This window comes from Klebsiella pneumoniae complex sp. WS1778 (assembly GCF_049472055.1).
GTDB classification, from domain to species: domain Bacteria; phylum Pseudomonadota; class Gammaproteobacteria; order Enterobacterales; family Enterobacteriaceae; genus Klebsiella; species Klebsiella quasipneumoniae.
Map to the genome: position 1 here is coordinate 365,356 of NZ_JBKGTJ010000001.1, position 17,844 is coordinate 383,199.

A 17,844-nucleotide genomic window follows, 5' to 3' on the forward strand; every position below is an offset into this window, starting at 1 on the left:
CGACTCGCCCTGGCGTCAATTTCACCACTGACCGCCTGACTTTACGGCGCAACGCCCATTTTTCCGCCATGCTGTCAATAATTGTTGACAGTTAGCTTCCCGAAAGTCCATTCCTGGCCTATTATTCTCCGGTCATTGGCACTTTTAGGGTGAACACTCCCATGCGTCTTGAAGTCTTTTGTGAAGACCGCCTCGGTCTGACTCGTGAATTGCTCGATTTGCTGGTGCTGCGCGGCATTGATCTGCGTGGTATCGATATTGACCCTATTGGCCGTATCTACCTCAATTTTGCCGAACTGGAGTTCGCCACCTTCAGCAGCCTGATGGCGGAGATCCGCCGTATCGCCGGCGTGACAGACGTGCGCACCGTGCCGTGGATGCCATCTGAGCGTGAACATCTTGCGCTCAGCGCGCTGTTGGTGGCGATGCCGGAGCCGGTGCTGTCGCTGGATACCAAAGGCAGGGTCGAACTGGCCAACCCCGCCAGCTGCCTGCTGTTTGGCCAAAGCCAGGCGAAGCTGCGCAACCATCCGGTGGCCCAGCTGATCGCCGATTTCAACGTCCAGCGCTGGCTGGAAAGTAGCCCGCAGGAGACGCATGCGGAGCATGTGGTGGTGAACGGGCAGAACTACCTGCTGGAAGTGACCCCGGTCTATCTTGAAGGGGAGCATAACGAGCGAGTGCTGACCGGCGCCGTGGCGATGCTGCGCTCAACCGTGCGCATGGGACGCCAACTGCAGACCATGACCAGCCAGGACACCAGCGCCTTCAGTCAGATCCTCGCGGTGGGGCCGAAAATGCGCCACGTGGTGGAGCAAGCGCGCAAGCTGGCGATGCTCAGCGCGCCGCTGTTGATTGTCGGCGATACGGGCACCGGCAAAGATCTGCTGGCGCATGCCTGCCATCTGGCCAGCCCGCGGGCGGGCAAACCCTATCTGGCGCTTAACTGTGGCTCCATTCCCGAGGACGCGGTCGAGAGCGAACTGTTCGGCGACGCCCTGCAGGGCAAAAAAGGCTTCTTCGAGCAGGCCAACGGCGGTTCGGTGCTGCTGGATGAAATTGGCGAGATGTCGCCGCGAATGCAGACCAAGCTGCTGCGCTTTCTCAACGACGGCACCTTCCGCCGCGTCGGCGAGGATCATGAAGTACACGTCGATGTGCGGGTGATCTGCGCGACGCAGAAAAACCTGGTCGAGCTGGTGCAGAAAGGGCTGTTCCGCGAAGATCTCTACTATCGCCTCAACGTCCTGACCCTGTATCTGCCGCCGCTGCGCGACTGCCCGCAGGACATTATGCCGCTGACGGAGCTGTTTGTTGCCCGCTTTGCTGATGAGCAGGGGATCCCGCGGCCGAAGCTCTCCGCCGACCTGAGTACGGTGCTTACCCGCTACAGCTGGCCCGGCAACGTTCGTCAGCTGAAAAATGCTGTCTATCGCGCGCTAACCCAGCTGGAAGGATTCGAACTGCGTCCGCAGGACATTCTGCTGCCGGACCACGACGTCGCCTCGCTGCCGGTGGGCGAGGAGGTCATGGAAGGGTCGCTGGACGACATTACCCGCCGTTTTGAGCGCTCGGTGCTAACCCAGCTCTATCGCAGCTACCCCAGCACCCGTAAGCTGGCGAAGCGGCTGGGGGTGTCGCATACCGCCATCGCTAATAAGCTGCGTGAATATGGTCTGAGTCAGAAAAAGGGCGACGAATAATCCCGCCAGGCCGGCGACCTATGTCGCCGGCATTCGGCCTGCAAAGCGGGCCAAACCTGTATATACTGGTTTTTTAATTCTTTTTCCGGGGTGGTGCATCTTGGCGTCGCGTCGCGCGATCGGGCAGTGGCTGATATTGCTGCTGCTCTCCGTTCTCTTTTCCTCGCTGCTGTTACGCCTTCATTTGCCGGCAGCGCTGCTGCTGGGGCCGCTGATCGCCGGTCTCATTTTGAGCCTGCGCGGGGTGAAGCTGAGCATCCCTCGCCCCTGTTATCTGGCGGCGCAGGCCATTGTTGGCTGCATGATCGCCAGGGCGATTAATCCCTCTGTTTTTGGCGTACTGTTCGCTAACTGGGCGCTGGTGCTGGCGATCCTGTTGACCACCCTGGCGATCAGTGGTCTCACCGGCTGGCTGTTGGTTCGCTATAGCGCGCTGCCGGGCGCCACCGGCGCCTGGGGAAGCTCTCCCGGCGGGGCGTCGGCAATGGTAGTGATGGCCCAGGAGTACGGGGCAGATGTGCGGCTGGTGGCGCTGATGCAGTATCTACGGGTGCTGTTTGTCGTCGGCGCTGCGGCGCTGGTGGTGCGCTATGCCCTGGGCAACGAGGCGCAGGCAATGAGCCAGGCCATCGTCTGGTTTGCGCCGTTGACCCTCAATTTTCCTATCACGCTGTTGCTGACGGCGGCGGCCTGTTGGCTGGGCGCCCGGCTGCGTATCCCTTCCGGAGCCATGCTGCTGCCGATGCTGTTCGGCGCGCTGGTCCAGGGCGGCGGCTGGGTGATGCTGGAGCTGCCGGAGTGGTTGCTGGCGATGGCCTACGCGGTGCTGGGCTGGACGGTGGGCCTGCAGTTTAACAAAGCGGTTTTTCTACTGGCCCTGAAGACGCTGCCGCAGATTATCGCCTCCATCCTCGGGCTGATCCTGATGTGCGCCCTGATGGCCCTTGCCCTGACTCATATTTTGCCGATGGACTTTATGACCGCCTATCTGGCCACCAGCCCCGGCGGGCTGGACACCGTGGCGATTATCGCCGCCGGTACCCGGGCGGATATGTCGTTCATCATGGCGCTGCAGACGCTGCGGCTGTTTACCATTTTGCTGACCGGTCCGGCGATGGCGCGGACGATTTCCCGCTATGCGCCGCGGCAATAAAAAGCCCCCGCAGAGCGGGGGCTGAGCAAAGCGAATGTCCGCAGGCGCGATGCGCCAGGGCAGTCTGTTATCAGGCTTTCAGGGCGGCCAGCGCGGCGTCGTAGTCTGGCTCTTCGGTGATTTCGTTCACCAGCTGGCTGTAGACGACCTGATCGTTTTCATCGATAACGACCACGGCGCGAGCGGCCAGGCCAGCCAGCGGACCGGCAGAGATGGCGACGCCGTAGTCAGCGAGGAACGATGCGCCGCGCAGCGTGGAAAGGGTCACCACGTTGCTCAGGCCTTCGGCGCCGCAGAAGCGAGACTGGGCGAACGGCAGGTCAGCGGAAATGCACAGCACCACGGTGTTGTCCAGTTCAGCGGCCAGCTGGTTGAATTTACGCACTGATGCGGCGCACACGCCGGTATCAATGCTCGGGAAAATATTCAGTACTTTACGTTTGCCGGCGTACTGGCTCAGCGCGACGTCAGAGAGATCTTTGGCGACCAGCGTAAACGGCTGCGCTTTAGCGCCTGCCTGCGGAATGGTGCCCTGAACAGAAACGGGGTTGCCCTGGAAATGCACGGTTTGTGACATGGTTATCTTCCTGTTTACATATAGTTAACGTCGCGAGTAGTGTATGACATCCGCCAGCTACACGGCAAACCCTATTTAACATTGACCAGAGAGGACAAGGGAATGCGTAACGTGCGAGTGTATGAGGAAGCCTGGCCGCTCCACACCCCCTTTGTGATCGCCCGCGGCAGCCGCAGCGAAGCAAAAGTGGTGGTGGTGGAACTGGAAGAGGACGGTGTGAAAGGCGTGGGCGAATGCACGCCTTATCCACGCTATGGCGAAAGCATCGCGTCGGTCATGGCCCAGGTAATGGCTATCGGCGAGCAGCTGGAGGCGGGACTTACCCGCGAACAGCTGCAGCGGCTGCTGCCTGCAGGCGCCGCGCGCAATGCCATTGACTGCGCCCTGTGGGATCTGCAGGCGCGGCGCGAAGGCAAAACCTTGCCCCAACTGCTGGGAGTGACGTTGCCCGAGCGGGTGATCACCGCCCAGACGGTGGTCATTGGCACGGCGGATCAGATGGCGGCCAGCGCCGCGGCGCTGTGGCAGAAGGGTGCTCAACTGTTGAAGGTGAAGCTCGACGACCGGCTTATCAGCGAGCGGTTAATCGCTATTCGCCAGGCGGCGCCGCAGGCCACGTTGATTGTCGATGCCAATGAATCCTGGCACAGCGAGGGGCTGGCGGCGCGCTGCCAGCTGCTGGCGGACCTCGGCGTGGCGATGCTTGAGCAGCCGCTCCCCGCCGACGCCGATGCGGCGCTGGAAAACTTCGTTCATCCGTTACCGATTTGCGCCGACGAGAGCTGCCATACCCGGGAGAGCCTGCCGAGGCTGCGCGGGCGCTATGAGATGATCAATATCAAACTGGACAAAACCGGCGGCCTGACCGAAGCGCTGGCCCTGGCCGGGGAGGCGGAACGGCAGGGCTTTGAACGGATGCTGGGCTGTATGCTCTGCACCTCGCGCGGGATCGCCGCCGCGCTCCCCCTGGCGCCGCTGGCGCGCTTCGCCGACCTCGACGGCCCGACATGGCTGGCGGTGGACGTTGAGCCGGCGCTGCGGTTCAGCACCGGCGTGCTTCATCTTTAAGTTTAAGCCTGCCAGCGCAGCAGGTCGGTCATCGCCGGCAGGTAACGCTCCGTTGCCTCGTCGGCGGAGACCGGCGGAAACTCGGCGGTGATGCAGGGGAGCCCGATATCGGCGCACCAGCTGCCAAAGGAACCTGGGGTGTCGTAGCCCACGCTGCCCACCAGCGGCAGTGAGAAGGCGTCCGCCAGCCAGTGTCCCAGCGGGCTGTGTCCCGGGTCTTCGATGCAGGCCAGCGGATCGTGAAAGGAGACCACCCACGCCGGATGGATCTGATGGATCAACTGACACAGGGCCTGGGTCTCCCGCTCCGAACCAGGCTGCTCGCCGGTCAACAGCACCACGTCTCGTTCCGCCGCCGCGCTGTTCCAGCGGTACACTGTTTCCCCTTGTCTCCAGTTAGCGGCCGGAAAGTTACGGTTGAGGTCCACGCCGCGGGCGTTGGCGCGCAGCCCGAGCTGACAGCCGTCAGGATTGACCGTCAGGACCACGTGGTGGCGGCGTAGCTCCGCCTTCAGGGTGCGCAGGGCGCAGGAGAGGGTCACAATCGACGAATTCTCATCGCCGTGGGTGCCGGCAATAATCAGGCCGCTGCGGCTGTCGGCCATCGGCGCAGGAAACCACAGCAGCGGCGCGCCCAGTTCCGAGCTGCCGTACTGCCGGGTTCCCGGCGGAAAGTCGCCGCGCTGCGGGCGAGGACGTGAAATAGACATAGGGCTTCCTGTGTGTCGTTATTATTCAGTGTTGGCGAAAAGCGTGTTGGAATCAAACCCATTCCCGGAGGCGTGAAATCCGACGGCACATCAATTTTCTATCATATGTTGTTTGCAATTTCAGGTGATGAAACAAATAATTATCGCTCTGTTGGCGGTGTTTTTTCTCATTTTAAAGGGGATCTTATGAAGTATCCTGTCGCTTTGACATGCGGCGCGCTGTGGTTAGCCAGCGTATCTTCTCTGGCCTGGGCGGCGGACGTACCGCCGGGCACGGTACTGGCGGAAAAACAGCAGTTGGTGCGCCATATCAAAGATGAACCCGCCTCGTTAGATCCCGCCAAAGCGGTGGGCCTGCCGGAAATCCAGGTGATCCGCGATCTGTTTGAAGGTTTAGTCAATCAGGATGCGAAAGGCAACCTGGTGCCGGGGGTGGCGACCCGCTGGCAGAGCAATGATAACCGCGTCTGGACCTTTACCCTGCGCGATAACGCCCGCTGGTCCGACGGTACGCCGGTCACCGCCGAGGATTTCGTCTATAGCTGGCGGCGTCTGGTGGATCCGAAAACCACTTCGCCGTTCGCCTGGTTCGCGGCGCTGGCGGGGATCGCCAACGCGCAGAACATCATCGACGGCAAAGCCGCGCCGGAGACCCTGGGGGTCACCGCCGTCGACGCCCACACCCTGCGGGTGCAGCTGGATAAGCCGCTGCCATGGTTCAGCAACCTGACCGCCAGCTTTGCCTTCTATCCGGTGCAAAAAGCCAATGTCGACAGCGGCGCGAACTGGACGCGGCCCGGCAGCCTGGTGGGCAACGGCGCCTATGTTCTGAAAGATCGCGTCGTGAATGAAAAGCTGGTGCTGGTGCCGAACAACCACTACTGGGATAACGCCAAAACGGTGATCCAGCAGGTCACCTTTGTGCCGATCAACCAGGAGTCCGCCGCCACCAAGCGCTATCTGGCCGGCGATATCGATATCACCGAATCTTTCCCGAAAAATATGTACCAGAAGCTGCTGAAGGATATTCCTGGACAGGTGTATACCCCGCCGCAGCTGGGCACCTACTATTACGCCTTTAATACCCAAAAAGGGCCGACAGCGGACGAGCGGGTGCGACTGGCGCTGAGTATGACCATCGATCGCCGGGTGATGGCGGAGAAAGTGCTAGGGACCGGGGAAAAACCGGCCTGGCGTTTCACACCGGACGTAACGGCGGGCTTCACGCCGCAGCCGTCGCAGTTTGAGAGCATGAGTCAGGCCGAGCTTAACGCCCAGGCGAAAGCCCTGCTGGCCGCCGCCGGCTATGGCCCGAATCGCCCGCTGAAGCTGACGCTGCTGTATAATACCTCTGAGAACCATCAGAAGATTGCCATCGCAGTGGCGTCGATGTGGAAAAAGAACCTCGGCGTGGATGTGAAACTGCAGAATCAGGAGTGGAAAACCTATATCGACAGCCGCAACACCGGCAATTTCGATGTGATCCGCGCCTCCTGGGTAGGGGATTACAACGAGCCGTCCACTTTCCTGTCGCTACTGACTTCCACCCACAGCGGAAATATTTCCCGCTTTAACGATCCGGCGTACGACAAAATCCTCGCCCAGGCGGCGGTGGAGAATTCGGCCAAAGCGCGTAACGACGATTACAACGCGGCGGAGAAGATCATTATGGCCAAAGCGCCAATTGCGCCGATCTACCAGTACACCAACGGTCGGCTGATTAAGCCGTGGCTGAAAGGCTACCCGATCACCAACCCGGAAGATGTGGCCTACAGCCGTACCATGTACATTGTGAAGCACTAATCGGTACTGGTTTCCTGATTACGCCACGTAACCACGTATAAACCCAGAACTGGCGCGGCTTGCGGCGCCAGTTATTTATTAATAAGTAAATCAGCCAATTGAGAATTTGGTGCTTTAAGCTTTGCCAGATCTTAAAAATTAATATCGTCACTTCCTATAATGATGAATCAGAACTAAATAATATTCCATGTTCGAAATATATAAAAAAGCTGTCCTTTGCATATTAACTGTTTAGTAACTGGTCGCACCGAAGAACGACTTAAGTGAAAATACCAGTTTTCTGTAATCCTGAATTACTAACAATGTACATTGATTTCATATGTCCGGTATGTTCGGTAGCACCATAGAATAGACGAGGGGAAACTATTTCTGTTATAACTGTCTGCAATATTATTTGTTAAAGAAGGAAATTAATGATGGCAAATATACTTCGCTCAATACCTATGCTATTAGTGATTGGTTTTAATCTATTGCTGGCCATCCTGTTTAGTTTGATCTATGCCAGGAAGCATCCGGAAACTGATCTATTCATCATCATAATATTTACTGGTATGTTATTAATTTCTACATATATTATAAATTTCTACTCTGTTCCGACCTTTGCAACTAGTGAGAAAAAGAAAATAAAAGGTGTCTTTCCCGGACGAAGAGGTAAGCTAAAAAGAATTATTACAGACTCGATGGTACTAATCCTGGTTTTTTTTGTATCAGGCTCAATAGTATTTTCAGGGAGTGATTTGAATTATGGTCTTACTCTCGTAGCCATTTCAACAGGCTATTTTACTTTCTTGTTTGTTAATTATTATTTTCTGTGTATGTCAAGAGTAAAAGAAAAGATAGTCAAAATAATAAATAAAATCCTTTTTATTGTGTTCTCGATTATATTGTTTTTTTCTAAGATGATTGCAAATGGTTTTGTTAAAGAGTTTTTTGATGTTGATATCGCTAAAGTTCCTTATATTAGTTGGTCATTCTCGATTCTGTTTGCCATTCCATTTTTTTTGATTACTTCCCACGTGGGGGGGATGATTTTAGAAGGTACAACAGATTTATTCCGGATAAGAAAAATTAAAGTGCCTTCGATGATCCATTATTCGATATTATGTTTATCTTGCGTTTTTTTTAGCATTAGTTATATTTCTTATTTGGGTAGCGCAGGTTGGTTATTTAATGCTGTGACGAAAAAGGTTTATTCTTATGATACCAGGAGCTCTTTTCAATGCAATAATAAGTACTGGACGATTCCAGAGTTAGGGAAGGATGCGAGGTATCTCGCTGAAACATCTGATAGTTACCGTGTTATCTATATTAGAGGAAATAAAATTAATGTGGAAGTTGTAAAATGTGAAAAAAAAGAAGGATATATCCGTTTTCCCATTGAAAATGCTAACGATATATTAAAAAAGCCGGTTCCACAGGGAGGCTGACTCACGTAAGGCTGCGAATATTGAGTCTTGATTTAGTGCGGATAGAGGTACATTTTGCCACAGTTCTAAACACGATCCAGGCATCCTCTACTACATTCGCAATGTATCAATGACCGCTCTCAGCGCGGGCGATACATTGCGGTGCGGGTAATAGAGAAATGAACCTTCCAGACGCTGGCTATAACGCTGGAGCACCCGGATAAGCGTGCCCTGCGCTAGATCGTCGGTAATCAGTTCTTCCGGGACATAGGCCAGCCCCAGACCGAGCCTGGCCGCTTTGGCTTCCATATAGCTATCGGCGAAAGCCCACTGTCCCTGCGGCGGATGAGTGATTTTTTTGCCATCCACGTTAAGTTCCCAGGCGTAAAGGCTGCCGTCGCCGAACTGATAGGCGATGCAGGGATGACCGGTTAAATCGGCAGGGGTTTGCGGAAAGCCGTAGCGACGAAAATGCTCCGGGGTTCCGACAACCGCCATCTCCATATCGGGCGAAATACGTACCGCAATCATGCCACTCCCCACTTCCGGGCCCAGACGCACGCCCGCATCGAAACGCTCCGCAATAATATCGACGAACCGGCTTTCGGTGATCAGTTCCAGGCGGATATCGGGATAGCGTTGTTTAAATATCGCCAGCTTAGGCAGCAGAACTTTATCAATAGCGTGCTGGCTGGCATTGATGCGAACCGTACCGGACGGTGTTTGCCGATAATGGGCCAGCGTGGCGAGTCCCATATCTAAGGCGTCGAAACCGGATTCGACATTGTGATAGAGCTGCTCACCCGCCTGAGTGAGCGACAACCGGCGGGTGGTGCGCACCAGAAGCTGAACGCCCAGCCGCTCTTCGAGTTCGCGAACCGCACGGCTGATCCCGGACTGCGCCAGACCCAGTCGTTGCGCTGCGGCGGTAAAACTGCCTTCCCGCACCACCTGCATAAACAGGTAGAGGTCATTATAGTTTTCCCGTTTCGCCATCTTCCGCCTCGTAACAATCGCGCTATTTAGAACTAAATGGTATTAATCTTAGCATTTTTTAGCCTCTAATAAGCACTTTTATTGCTAGCTACAATAAGCGCATGACAACAAAGTCCAGCAGCGTTGTCCTCTGGAGACTGGTTTTTACACGTTTACTTAGGGGGATTTAATGACGGTTTTCAGCAAAAAAATGACAGCCACGATACCCGCCATGCTGCTATGCGCCTTATTAAGTGGAGCCACAACGATGAGTTATGCTGATACAACTAACCCGAACGCACCTGTTTCATTGATTGAACAATGGGATAAAACATTCCCGGAGAGCGCAAAAGTGGATCACCGTAAGGTGACCTTTCAGAACCGCTACGGGATTACCTTAGTTGGAGATCTCTACCTGCCGAAGGATCGCGGTGAACGCAAACTGGCAGCTATTGCCGTGAGCGGTCCCTTCGGCGCGGTAAAAGAGCAGTCCAGCGGCCTGTATGCCCAGACGCTGGCCGAACAGGGGTTTGTCACCCTGGCGTTTGACCCATCCTATACGGGCGAAAGCGGTGGCTACCCACGCAACGTGGCCTCACCGGATATCAATACCGAGGATTTCAGTGCCGCGGTGGACTTTCTGGGCCTGCAAAAAGAGGTGGATCGCAACCGTATCGGTTTGCTCGGCATTTGCGGCTGGGGGGGTATGGCCCTAAACGACGCGGCGATGGATACACGCGTCAAAGCGGTGGCGACCAGCGTCATGTATGACATGAGCCGCGCGATGGGTCATGGGGTAGGCGATGGCAAAGACCGCTACACGACAGCCGACCGCCGAGCGGTACTGCAGTACTTGAACGCGCAGCGCTGGAAGGATGCGGCAAACGGCACTTTCGCCCCAGGTGGGCATGACATATATGTTGATGATAAAGGCAACGTCAGCGCTGCCGCTCGTATTTTGCCGGAAACCTTGCCCGCCAACCCCAACCCGGTGCTGAAAGAGTTCTTCGATTATTACCGTATGCCGCGAGGTTTCCATGCGCGTTCGGTTAATTCAACCGGGGCATGGAATGCGACGATGCCGCTGTCGTTTATGAATATGCCGCTGCTGAGTTACGCCAGCGAAGTGACTATTCCGACGCTTATTGTGACCGGCGAACAAGCCCATTCACGCTATTTTGCCGAAGATGCTTTCAAGGCGATCGGCAGCAAAGAGAAAACGCTGGTGATTGTCCCTGGGGCAAACCATGTCGATCTCTATGACAACGCCGCGGGCAAAATTCCCTTTGCGACGTTCGCGCAGTTTTTCGAAACCAACCTGTAATCGCTCTCCTGTGCCGGAGACATCCCCAAAGCCGCCTGCTGGCGGCTTTGTTTTGTCGGAGATAAATAATGTCTGGATTACATAACACCCGCGCATACTGGAGCGGCGTCCTGGCGATGACGCTCTGCGTATTTGTGCTCATTGCCTCAGAGTTTATGCCGGTCAGTCTGTTGACACCCATCGCGGGTGATTTACACATTACCGAGGGATTAGCAGGCCAGGGGATCGCGCTTTCTGGCGCGCTGGCGGTACTGACCAGCCTGACGATTTCCCCTCTTACCGGGTCGCTGGACCGTAAATGGCTGCTGCTGGGGCTCACGGCGCTGATGGCGGCCTCAGGATTGATGATTGCCCAGGCGTCCAGTTTTCCGGTTTATATGCTGGGCAGGGCGCTCATCGGGATCGTCATCGGCGGATTCTGGTCATTGTCGGCAGCAACGGCCATTCGGCTGGTGCCGCAACGCCAGGTTCCCCGCGCGCTGGCCATTTTTAACGGTGGTAACGCATTGGCCACGGTCGTCGCGGCCCCGCTGGGCAGCTACCTGGGGGCCACCGTCGGCTGGCGCGGCGCCTTTTTATGTCTCGTCCCGCTGGCGATGGTAGCCTTCATCTGGCAATGCGTTAGCCTGCCATCGATGAAAAGTCAGCGCGCACCAGAGCGGCAGGGAACCGTGCTGCGTCTGTTCCGTCGCTCGACGGTATCCCTTGGATTGCTGGCCTGCGGGCTGTTCTTTATGGGGCAGTTTACCTTATTTACCTATGTGCGACCGTTTCTGGAGATAGTGACTCGAGTCAAGCCTTCTGGCCTCTCCCTGATATTACTGGCGATTGGCGCCGCCGGTTTTGTCGGCACGCTGCTTATTACGACCGTTCTGAACGCCCGGTTTTATCCGACACTGGTGGCTATCCCTTTGTTAATGGCCGCGATTGCCGGAACGCTTCTGCTGGCCGGGCACCACACAGGTTCAGTCGCCGTACTGTTAAGCCTGTGGGGCCTGCTGGCGACGGCAGCGCCCACCGGCTGGTGGACATGGATTGCGCGGACGCTGCCCGAGGATGCGGAGGCGGGCGGCGGTCTGATGGTCGCCGTGATCCAACTATCGATTGCCCTCGGGTCAACGGCAGGAGGCCTGGTGTTTGATAGTCTGGGATGGCGCAGCACTTTTGCTCTGAGCGGTCTGTTACTTTTGGGCGCGGCAGGGGGGAGCTTCCTGCTTTCTGTCAAACACAGGAGATATCAGCGCACTGCGATTAATGAGCTGGATGCATAAGTCAAATCACAAATGACGGGGTAATCGCGGCGATGTTTCTGGTCTATCATGAAATTTTTAACAAACTGAGACTGCACCGTGGAATATTGTGTATTAAGTAACAACCGTAAAATGCCGATGCTGGGTTTTGGCGTTTTTAAGGTGACCGATAAAGCAGAGTGTAAGCGGGCGGTACTGAACGCTATTCGTGCCGGCTATCGCCTTATCGATACCGCTGCCGTCTACGATAATGAAGATGCGGTGGGGGAGGCCGTTCGCGAAGCCATCGCCGAAGGTCTGTGTACCCGCGAGGCGCTATTTATCACCTCCAAACTGTGGGTTCAGGACATGGCCAACGCCGGGATGGCGAAAGCCGGTATCGCCGCGTCCTTAAAAAAATCCGGGCTGGAATACTTCGATCTTTATCTGTTGCATCAGGCGATGGGCGATTATTTCAGCGCCTGGCGCGCGCTGGAGGAGGCTTATGAGGCCGGTATCCTGAAAGCGATTGGCGTGTCCAATTTCTACGCCCATGTGTTAGCGAACTTCTGCGAAACCGTCAGAATTAAGCCGATGGTGAACCAGGTCGAACTGCATCCTTATTTCGCCCAGCCCGCGGCGCTGGAAACCATGAAGCACTATCACGTTCAGCCGGAGGCCTGGGCGCCGTTAGGCGGCGGCAGACATAACCCGTATGAAGAGGCAACGCTGCAGGAGATTGCCGATGCCCATCATAAAACCATTGCGCAGGTTATCCTGCGCTGGAACGTGCAGCGTGGCGTCACGGTCATTCCAAAATCCACCCGCCAGGAGCGTATTGAAGAGAACTTTGCCATCTGGGATTTCTCGCTCACCGTGCGCGAAATGGCGCAAATCAGCGCTCTGGATTTAGGCTATGTCGGCGAAGCGGTAAAACACTTTAACCCTGAATTCGTTCGCGGTTGTCTGGGGGTGAAAATCCACGACTGATCGCGGCTCAGCGGGAAGCCTCCTTCATTTCGCTGCCTGAGCCGCGGCGACGGGTTCGCTATGTTGGTTAGCCCCCACGCGTTTGCCGCGACGGTTGTCAATACGGTAGACGATCGTCACGGGCTGCTGGCCGGCGGGGGTGACGGTCAGCTCCCTGACCATCTGGCCGGCGTCGGGCGGCAGGGTCCGCGTGGTTTCCCCCTGGGTCAGTATCCGACCATTTTGCCTGACCTGCCAGGTCAGGCGGCAATCCTCGCAGGCCGTCCAGGTATCGTTAATCGCCCACAGGCGCACCGTCGCCGGGCTACCCTGACGCCAGCTGGCGGTCACCGGCTCGATGGACGGCAGGATCGGCTGATAGGCGCGCTGCAGGGCATAGTAACCCGCCTTTGGCTGGCGCAGATAATCCACCACCCCCCAGTTGATGGAGGGCCATGTCTCGACAAACATAAACTGGAACAGGGCGGTCACCGGCTGATAACGCTGGCGACGATAGCTCTCCGCCGCCAGGGCCACCAGCCTGGCCTGATACGCCTGGGTGTTTTCAATCATCTCCTGAATATTGTTGCCTCGCGGAATCCCGGCGAATTTAAAGGTCTGGAAAGGCTGAAAATTATGGTACTTCCATCGCACCCAGCCGGGATCGTCGGCGGCGGTGGTTTTCGGCCACAGCAGACGGGCCGGGATAATGGTCTTCAGGGTGGAGAGGCGGGGCAGCGCCTGGGCGCCAAACTCGGTAATAATCCCGGTTTTCGCCGGGGCGAGCAGGTCGCGCAGGGTGCCGAAATACCACCCTGCCCAGTAGTGCTCTTCGACAGCGGAAAAGCGATGCACGATGCGGGAGGTGTCTTCCGCCAGCGCATCGCCCACCCGCTGCGTCAGGGTCTGGTTTAAGGTTTTACGCCAGTCGGGGAAGCGTTTCTCCATCCACGGCGAGTTCCACGGCGGCTCGTTGTGACCGCCCCAGACAATAATCGCCGGCGAATTGCCGAACTGGTCCATCATCGCCCGGGTCTGGCGCACGGCGTTATCGGCGAAGGCGGCGCTATCATCATAACCCCACTGCAGCGGGACATCCTGCCAAATCATGAGTCCCATCTCATCGGCCACCTCATACAGCGCGCGGCCCGCCACGTGGCCGTGTACACGGATGGCGTTGGCGTTCATCGCCGTGACCAGTCTGAAATCCCGACGATACTTTTTCCGCGTCATGGTGCTCAGCCACGGCGAGCCAATATAGTTGCTGCCCTTGATGAACAGCCGTCTGTCATTGATGCGCCAGCCCTGATTATCCGCCAGCGCTTCCACCTTACGTAATCCGGTGCGGGTGACGGCGGTATCCATGATCCCCCGCTTATCCACGAGGGTGGCGCGCACGCGGTACAGGTTCGGTTTACCTGTGCCCACCGGCCACCAGAGCTTTGCCGAGGGCATGGGCAGCGAGACGCGCAGAGTGCCTGCGGTATTCTCCAGGGTGACCGCAAAGGCCTGCTGAAAAGGCGGGCCGGAAAAATTGTCCGGGGTGGCCGTCAGGCGCAGCGTGACGGGGCCGGGCGTCACGGCCCGATAGCGGATTTCGGCACGCAGCATGGGCTTCTCCAGCCCCTGTCGCCAGTCCGGGCGCAGGATCACCTCGTCGATAGTGACGCCGCGGCTCAGATGGAGCTTCACCGGCGCCCAGATCCCCCCGGAGTTGGCATCCTGCCCCTGAACCGACCAGGCGCCGCCCGGACGGGTATCGTGCTGATTGAGGATCCCTTTCATCAGCGTCTTGTGCAGTGGCCAGATCTTTTGCGGGTCTTCATAGGGGCTGTCGACCCGCACGGCGAGCTGATTATGGCGGCGAACGGCCCCGGTGATGTCTACCGGGAAGCGCTGAAAATAGCCTTCGTGCCGGGTCAGCGTCTTGCCGTTGAGCGCCACCTCGGCAAAGTAATCGACGCCGTCAAACACCAGCGTAGCCATGGCGTCCGGCGTCAGGCCATGCAGGGTAAATTGATGGCGATACCACAGGGCGCCCTGATGATCGTATCCGGCGCTGTACCAGTTTGCCGGTACCCGCAGCGTGCGCCAGTCGCCGTCCGAAGCCTGCGTGCCGGCGAAGGCGCTGTCGTTGGCGTCATGCACCCGCCATTGTCCGGCCAGTGACCAGGTCACCGGCGCAGAACCGGCGTGCGCCAGCGGCAGGCAAATGACCAGCAGCAGAAGACGTCTAGCGATCACGGGGAACCTCCTGCGTTCTGCGGCGCAGCCACATGTGGCAGCCCGCGATCGCCTCGGTCAGCGCGTCGCGCAGGTCGCCCGGCACGCTTTGGTCTGGCGAGGCCGCCTGGCTCTCCAGCCGCTGGAGCACACTGGCAAGGCGTTGAAAACCTAGGGTGGCCGCCTCGCCGCGCAGTTTGTGGGCGGCGCGGCGCCATGTCTCCCGGTCATTGGCGTCAATGGCGTGGTTGAGGGCGGCGGCCGCAGCATTAAGTCCTGCAGCGAAGAGTCCCAGCAACTCCTCGACAAGCTCAGGATCGTCGGCGCACTGTTTCAGCAGGCGGGCTTCGTCCGGCAGGCCTTCCTCTTCCTCCGGCGCGCTATCTTCCGCCGCGCCGACGCGGGCGATGGCTTCCCGTAGCGCCTCCTGGCTCACCGGCTTGGCGATATAGCCGTCAAAACCCATCGCCAGACAGCGTTCTCTATCGCCCTGCATAGCGTGGGCGGTCATGGCAATCGTGGGCTGATGTTGTCTGCCCTGCGCCTGGGTCTCTTCCCGCAGCAGGCGGATGGCGGTTTCACCGTCCATCTCCGGCATTTGCAGATCGATCAGCAGAAGATCCCAGCAGGCTGCGCGCCAGCGCTCCAGCGCTTCCCGACCGTTGTTCACCACCTCGCAGCGGTGACCCAACTGCTCCAGCAGCCGTCTGGCGACCTTCTGGTTTACCAGGTTGTCCTCGGCGAGCAGGATATTTAGCCCGGTCTGGTCCCTGACCGGTTGCGCAACGGGGGCAGGCGTTGTCGTCACCACCGGCGTGGGCACCAGAATGCCGGCGATAACCTGATGCAGTTCGCGCTGTGCCACCGGTTTATGCAGATAGTGGGCAATGCCGATGCGCTTAAGCATATTGGCGTCAAAATGACGGCTCATGGAGCTGAGCATAATAATCTGGCTTTGCCGGGCTTCAGGCAAAGCGGAGAGCTCCAGCGCCAGGGATACGCCGTCCATATCCGGCATCTGCGCGTCCAGCAGGATCAGCGGCCATGGCGGGCCTTCGGCGGCCCGGCGTAGCGCCTCGCCAGCGTTGTTCACGCAGGTTGGCATCAGTCCCATCTGGCGAAGCATGGCGTCAAGCAGGCGCAGGTTGGTGCTGTTGTCGTCAACCACCAGCACCCGCTGGTGATTGAAGCGGCTCAGCGGGGCGCTACCGGAGGCCGCGGCGTTCAGGCCTTCCAGCGGCAGGGTGAAGGCAAATTCGCTGCCTGCCCCAGGCTGGCTCTCCACCGTCAGCTCACCGCCCATCAGGCTGACCAGGCGGGCCGAAATGGTTAACCCCAGTCCGGTGCCGCCGTAGCGACGGGTGGTAGAGCTATCGGCCTGGCTGAAGGCCTCGAAGATCGCCTTTTGCTTCTCCGGGGCAATGCCGATGCCGGTATCGCGAATGCGAAAGCACCAGCGGTTGTCGTCCTCGGCCGGCGCTATCGCCAGCAGGACCTCCCCCTGATGAGTGAACTTCAGGGCATTACCCAGCAGGTTGGTCAGGATTTGCCGCAGCCGGGGGCCATCGACGATCAGCACCTCAGGCACCGCAGGGGAGATATCCACCAGCAGCTCAATGCCCTTTTCGCTGGCGGCAGGCATATGCGGGCGGATCAGCGACTGAACAAAAGGGCGGATCTCCAGCGGCTCTACGTCCACCTGCATCTTGCCCGACTCAATGCGTGAAAAATCAAGAATGTCATTGATAATGTGCAGCAGCGACTGGGCTGAGCTCATCACCAGCGAAAGGTACTCCCGCTGCTCCGCGGTCAGCGGCGTGTCGAGGCAGAGCTGCGTCATGCCGAGAATGCCGTTCATCGGGGTGCGGATTTCGTGGCTCATATTGGCGAGGAAAGCGCTTTTCGCTTCGTTCGCCTCACGGGCCTCCTTCGCCGCCTCAATGGCCAGCAGCTCTGCGGCTTTGCGCCGGGTAATATCCTGCAAGGTGCCGATCACCCGCTCTGCCTGCTGCTGCATGTTGAGGGTGACGATCTGCCCCGAGAGCAGCATCCAGCGCCAGCCCTGCGTCGGGTGCTGGACGCGAAGCTCACATTCAAAAACCGGCATGTGCTCGTTTTGCGAGGCGATCATCGCCTGCTGCAGAGTGGCGCGATCGTCCTCGTGGACCAGGTTGAGCATAAAGCGCAGCGGAAAGCGCCACTGCGCCCGCGACTGGCCGACCATCGCCAGCAGGGTGTCATTCACCTGCAGGCTGTCGCCGGAGACCTGCCAGTCCCAGATGCCGATCTGGATCGACTCCGCGGTGAATAAAAAGTCATCATGCAGTTGATGACGCGAACGCCGGGCCTCGTCAAGCTCGGTGATGTCGGTATGCAGGCTGACAATCCCGCCATCCGCCAGCCGCTGATGCTGAACGTAAATCCGGCGGTTGCCCGACTGGCGGACCTCGCAGTGGTTCGTCTGGCGGCAGTTGCGGATAATCGCCTCGCGCAGCGTCTGTTGCCGGCCTGGGTCGATGTTATATCCGGCATCGATAAACTTCTCCGCCAGGCTCTCAAGAGAGGCGCCGACGGCGAGCCAGGGCGCGATCGTTGGATAAAACAGCGCCACCTTATCATTCCAGGCCTGCAGTCGTTCGCGCTCATCGTAGATCATCACCGCCGAGGGCAGGAGGTTAAGGTCGTTACGGTTAGCGGCATGCAT

At 58.1% G+C, this 17,844-nt stretch carries 13 protein-coding genes and 1 pseudogene; 9 read left to right on the plus strand and 5 right to left on the minus strand.

Going from position 1 to position 17,844, the window contains the following annotated elements; translation table 11 throughout:
* Window positions 1-161: 161 nt before the first annotated feature.
* Window positions 162-1,703, plus strand: coding sequence for a transcriptional regulator TyrR (gene tyrR / locus ACLEXF_RS01900; RefSeq protein ID WP_423265717.1), 1,542 nt, complete (start codon window positions 162-164; stop codon window positions 1,701-1,703).
* 100 nt (window positions 1,704-1,803) lie between these two features.
* Window positions 1,804-2,856: an AbrB family transcriptional regulator gene (locus ACLEXF_RS01905; RefSeq protein ID WP_023318052.1), complete on the plus strand. Its 1,053-nt coding sequence runs from the start codon at window positions 1,804-1,806 to the stop codon at window positions 2,854-2,856.
* Window positions 2,857-2,926: 70 nt separating this feature from the next.
* On the opposite strand, the gene tpx is transcribed toward ACLEXF_RS01905, so the two are convergent.
* Window positions 2,927-3,433, minus strand: a complete 507-nt coding sequence (gene tpx / locus ACLEXF_RS01910; RefSeq protein WP_004203917.1) for a thiol peroxidase — start codon at window positions 3,431-3,433, stop codon at window positions 2,927-2,929.
* 102 nt (window positions 3,434-3,535) lie between these two features.
* On the opposite strand from tpx, the gene ycjG reads away from it, so the two are divergent.
* A complete protein-coding gene (ycjG, locus tag ACLEXF_RS01915) occupies window positions 3,536-4,501 on the plus strand; it encodes an L-Ala-D/L-Glu epimerase (protein WP_043521190.1) in 966 nt (321 codons plus the stop codon).
* Between the two features lie 2 nt (window positions 4,502-4,503).
* On the opposite strand, the gene mpaA is transcribed toward ycjG, so the two are convergent.
* A complete protein-coding gene (mpaA, locus tag ACLEXF_RS01920; RefSeq protein ID WP_004203919.1) occupies window positions 4,504-5,211 on the minus strand; it encodes a murein tripeptide amidase MpaA in 708 nt (235 codons plus the stop codon).
* Between the two features lie 72 nt (window positions 5,212-5,283).
* Between mpaA and ACLEXF_RS01925 the strand changes: the two are divergent.
* The 3 genes and pseudogenes from ACLEXF_RS01925 to ACLEXF_RS01935 form a co-directional block, all read left to right on the plus strand.
* Window positions 5,284-5,397, plus strand: a pseudogene (locus tag ACLEXF_RS01925) (hypothetical protein); the annotation flags it as partial.
* Window positions 5,398-7,014: a peptide ABC transporter substrate-binding protein gene (locus ACLEXF_RS01930; RefSeq protein WP_032455964.1), complete on the plus strand. Its 1,617-nt coding sequence runs from the start codon at window positions 5,398-5,400 to the stop codon at window positions 7,012-7,014.
* Between the two features lie 413 nt (window positions 7,015-7,427).
* The gene (locus ACLEXF_RS01935) at window positions 7,428-8,441 is read left to right on the plus strand and encodes a hypothetical protein (protein ID WP_407259834.1); all 1,014 of its coding nucleotides are present in this window, start codon (window positions 7,428-7,430) and stop codon (window positions 8,439-8,441) included.
* Between the two features lie 90 nt (window positions 8,442-8,531).
* On the opposite strand, the gene ACLEXF_RS01940 is transcribed toward ACLEXF_RS01935, so the two are convergent.
* Window positions 8,532-9,416: a LysR family transcriptional regulator gene (locus tag ACLEXF_RS01940; protein WP_094311602.1), complete on the minus strand. Its 885-nt coding sequence runs from the start codon at window positions 9,414-9,416 to the stop codon at window positions 8,532-8,534.
* Window positions 9,417-9,585: 169 nt separating this feature from the next.
* On the opposite strand from ACLEXF_RS01940, the gene ACLEXF_RS01945 reads away from it, so the two are divergent.
* From ACLEXF_RS01945 to ACLEXF_RS01955, 3 genes are all read left to right on the plus strand, one after another.
* The gene (locus ACLEXF_RS01945) at window positions 9,586-10,719 is read left to right on the plus strand and encodes an alpha/beta hydrolase (protein WP_182937154.1); all 1,134 of its coding nucleotides are present in this window, start codon (window positions 9,586-9,588) and stop codon (window positions 10,717-10,719) included.
* Between the two features lie 68 nt (window positions 10,720-10,787).
* The gene (locus tag ACLEXF_RS01950; RefSeq protein ID WP_017898782.1) at window positions 10,788-11,990 is read left to right on the plus strand and encodes an MFS transporter; all 1,203 of its coding nucleotides are present in this window, start codon (window positions 10,788-10,790) and stop codon (window positions 11,988-11,990) included.
* Window positions 11,991-12,068: 78 nt separating this feature from the next.
* The gene (locus ACLEXF_RS01955) at window positions 12,069-12,938 is read left to right on the plus strand and encodes an aldo/keto reductase (RefSeq protein ID WP_023318057.1); all 870 of its coding nucleotides are present in this window, start codon (window positions 12,069-12,071) and stop codon (window positions 12,936-12,938) included.
* A gap of 24 nt (window positions 12,939-12,962) precedes the next feature.
* Here ACLEXF_RS01955 and ACLEXF_RS01960 read toward each other — a convergent pair whose 3' ends face one another.
* Entirely contained in the window at window positions 12,963-15,161 is a 2,199-nt protein-coding gene (locus ACLEXF_RS01960; RefSeq protein ID WP_407259832.1) for a glycoside hydrolase family 2 protein, read from the minus strand.
* Window positions 15,151-17,844 carry a hybrid sensor histidine kinase/response regulator gene (locus tag ACLEXF_RS01965; RefSeq protein WP_407259831.1) on the minus strand — a complete coding sequence of 898 codons (2,694 nt, stop codon included), beginning with the start codon at window positions 17,842-17,844 and terminating at the stop codon, window positions 15,151-15,153. Before ACLEXF_RS01965 ends, ACLEXF_RS01960 begins: the two co-directional genes overlap by 11 nt.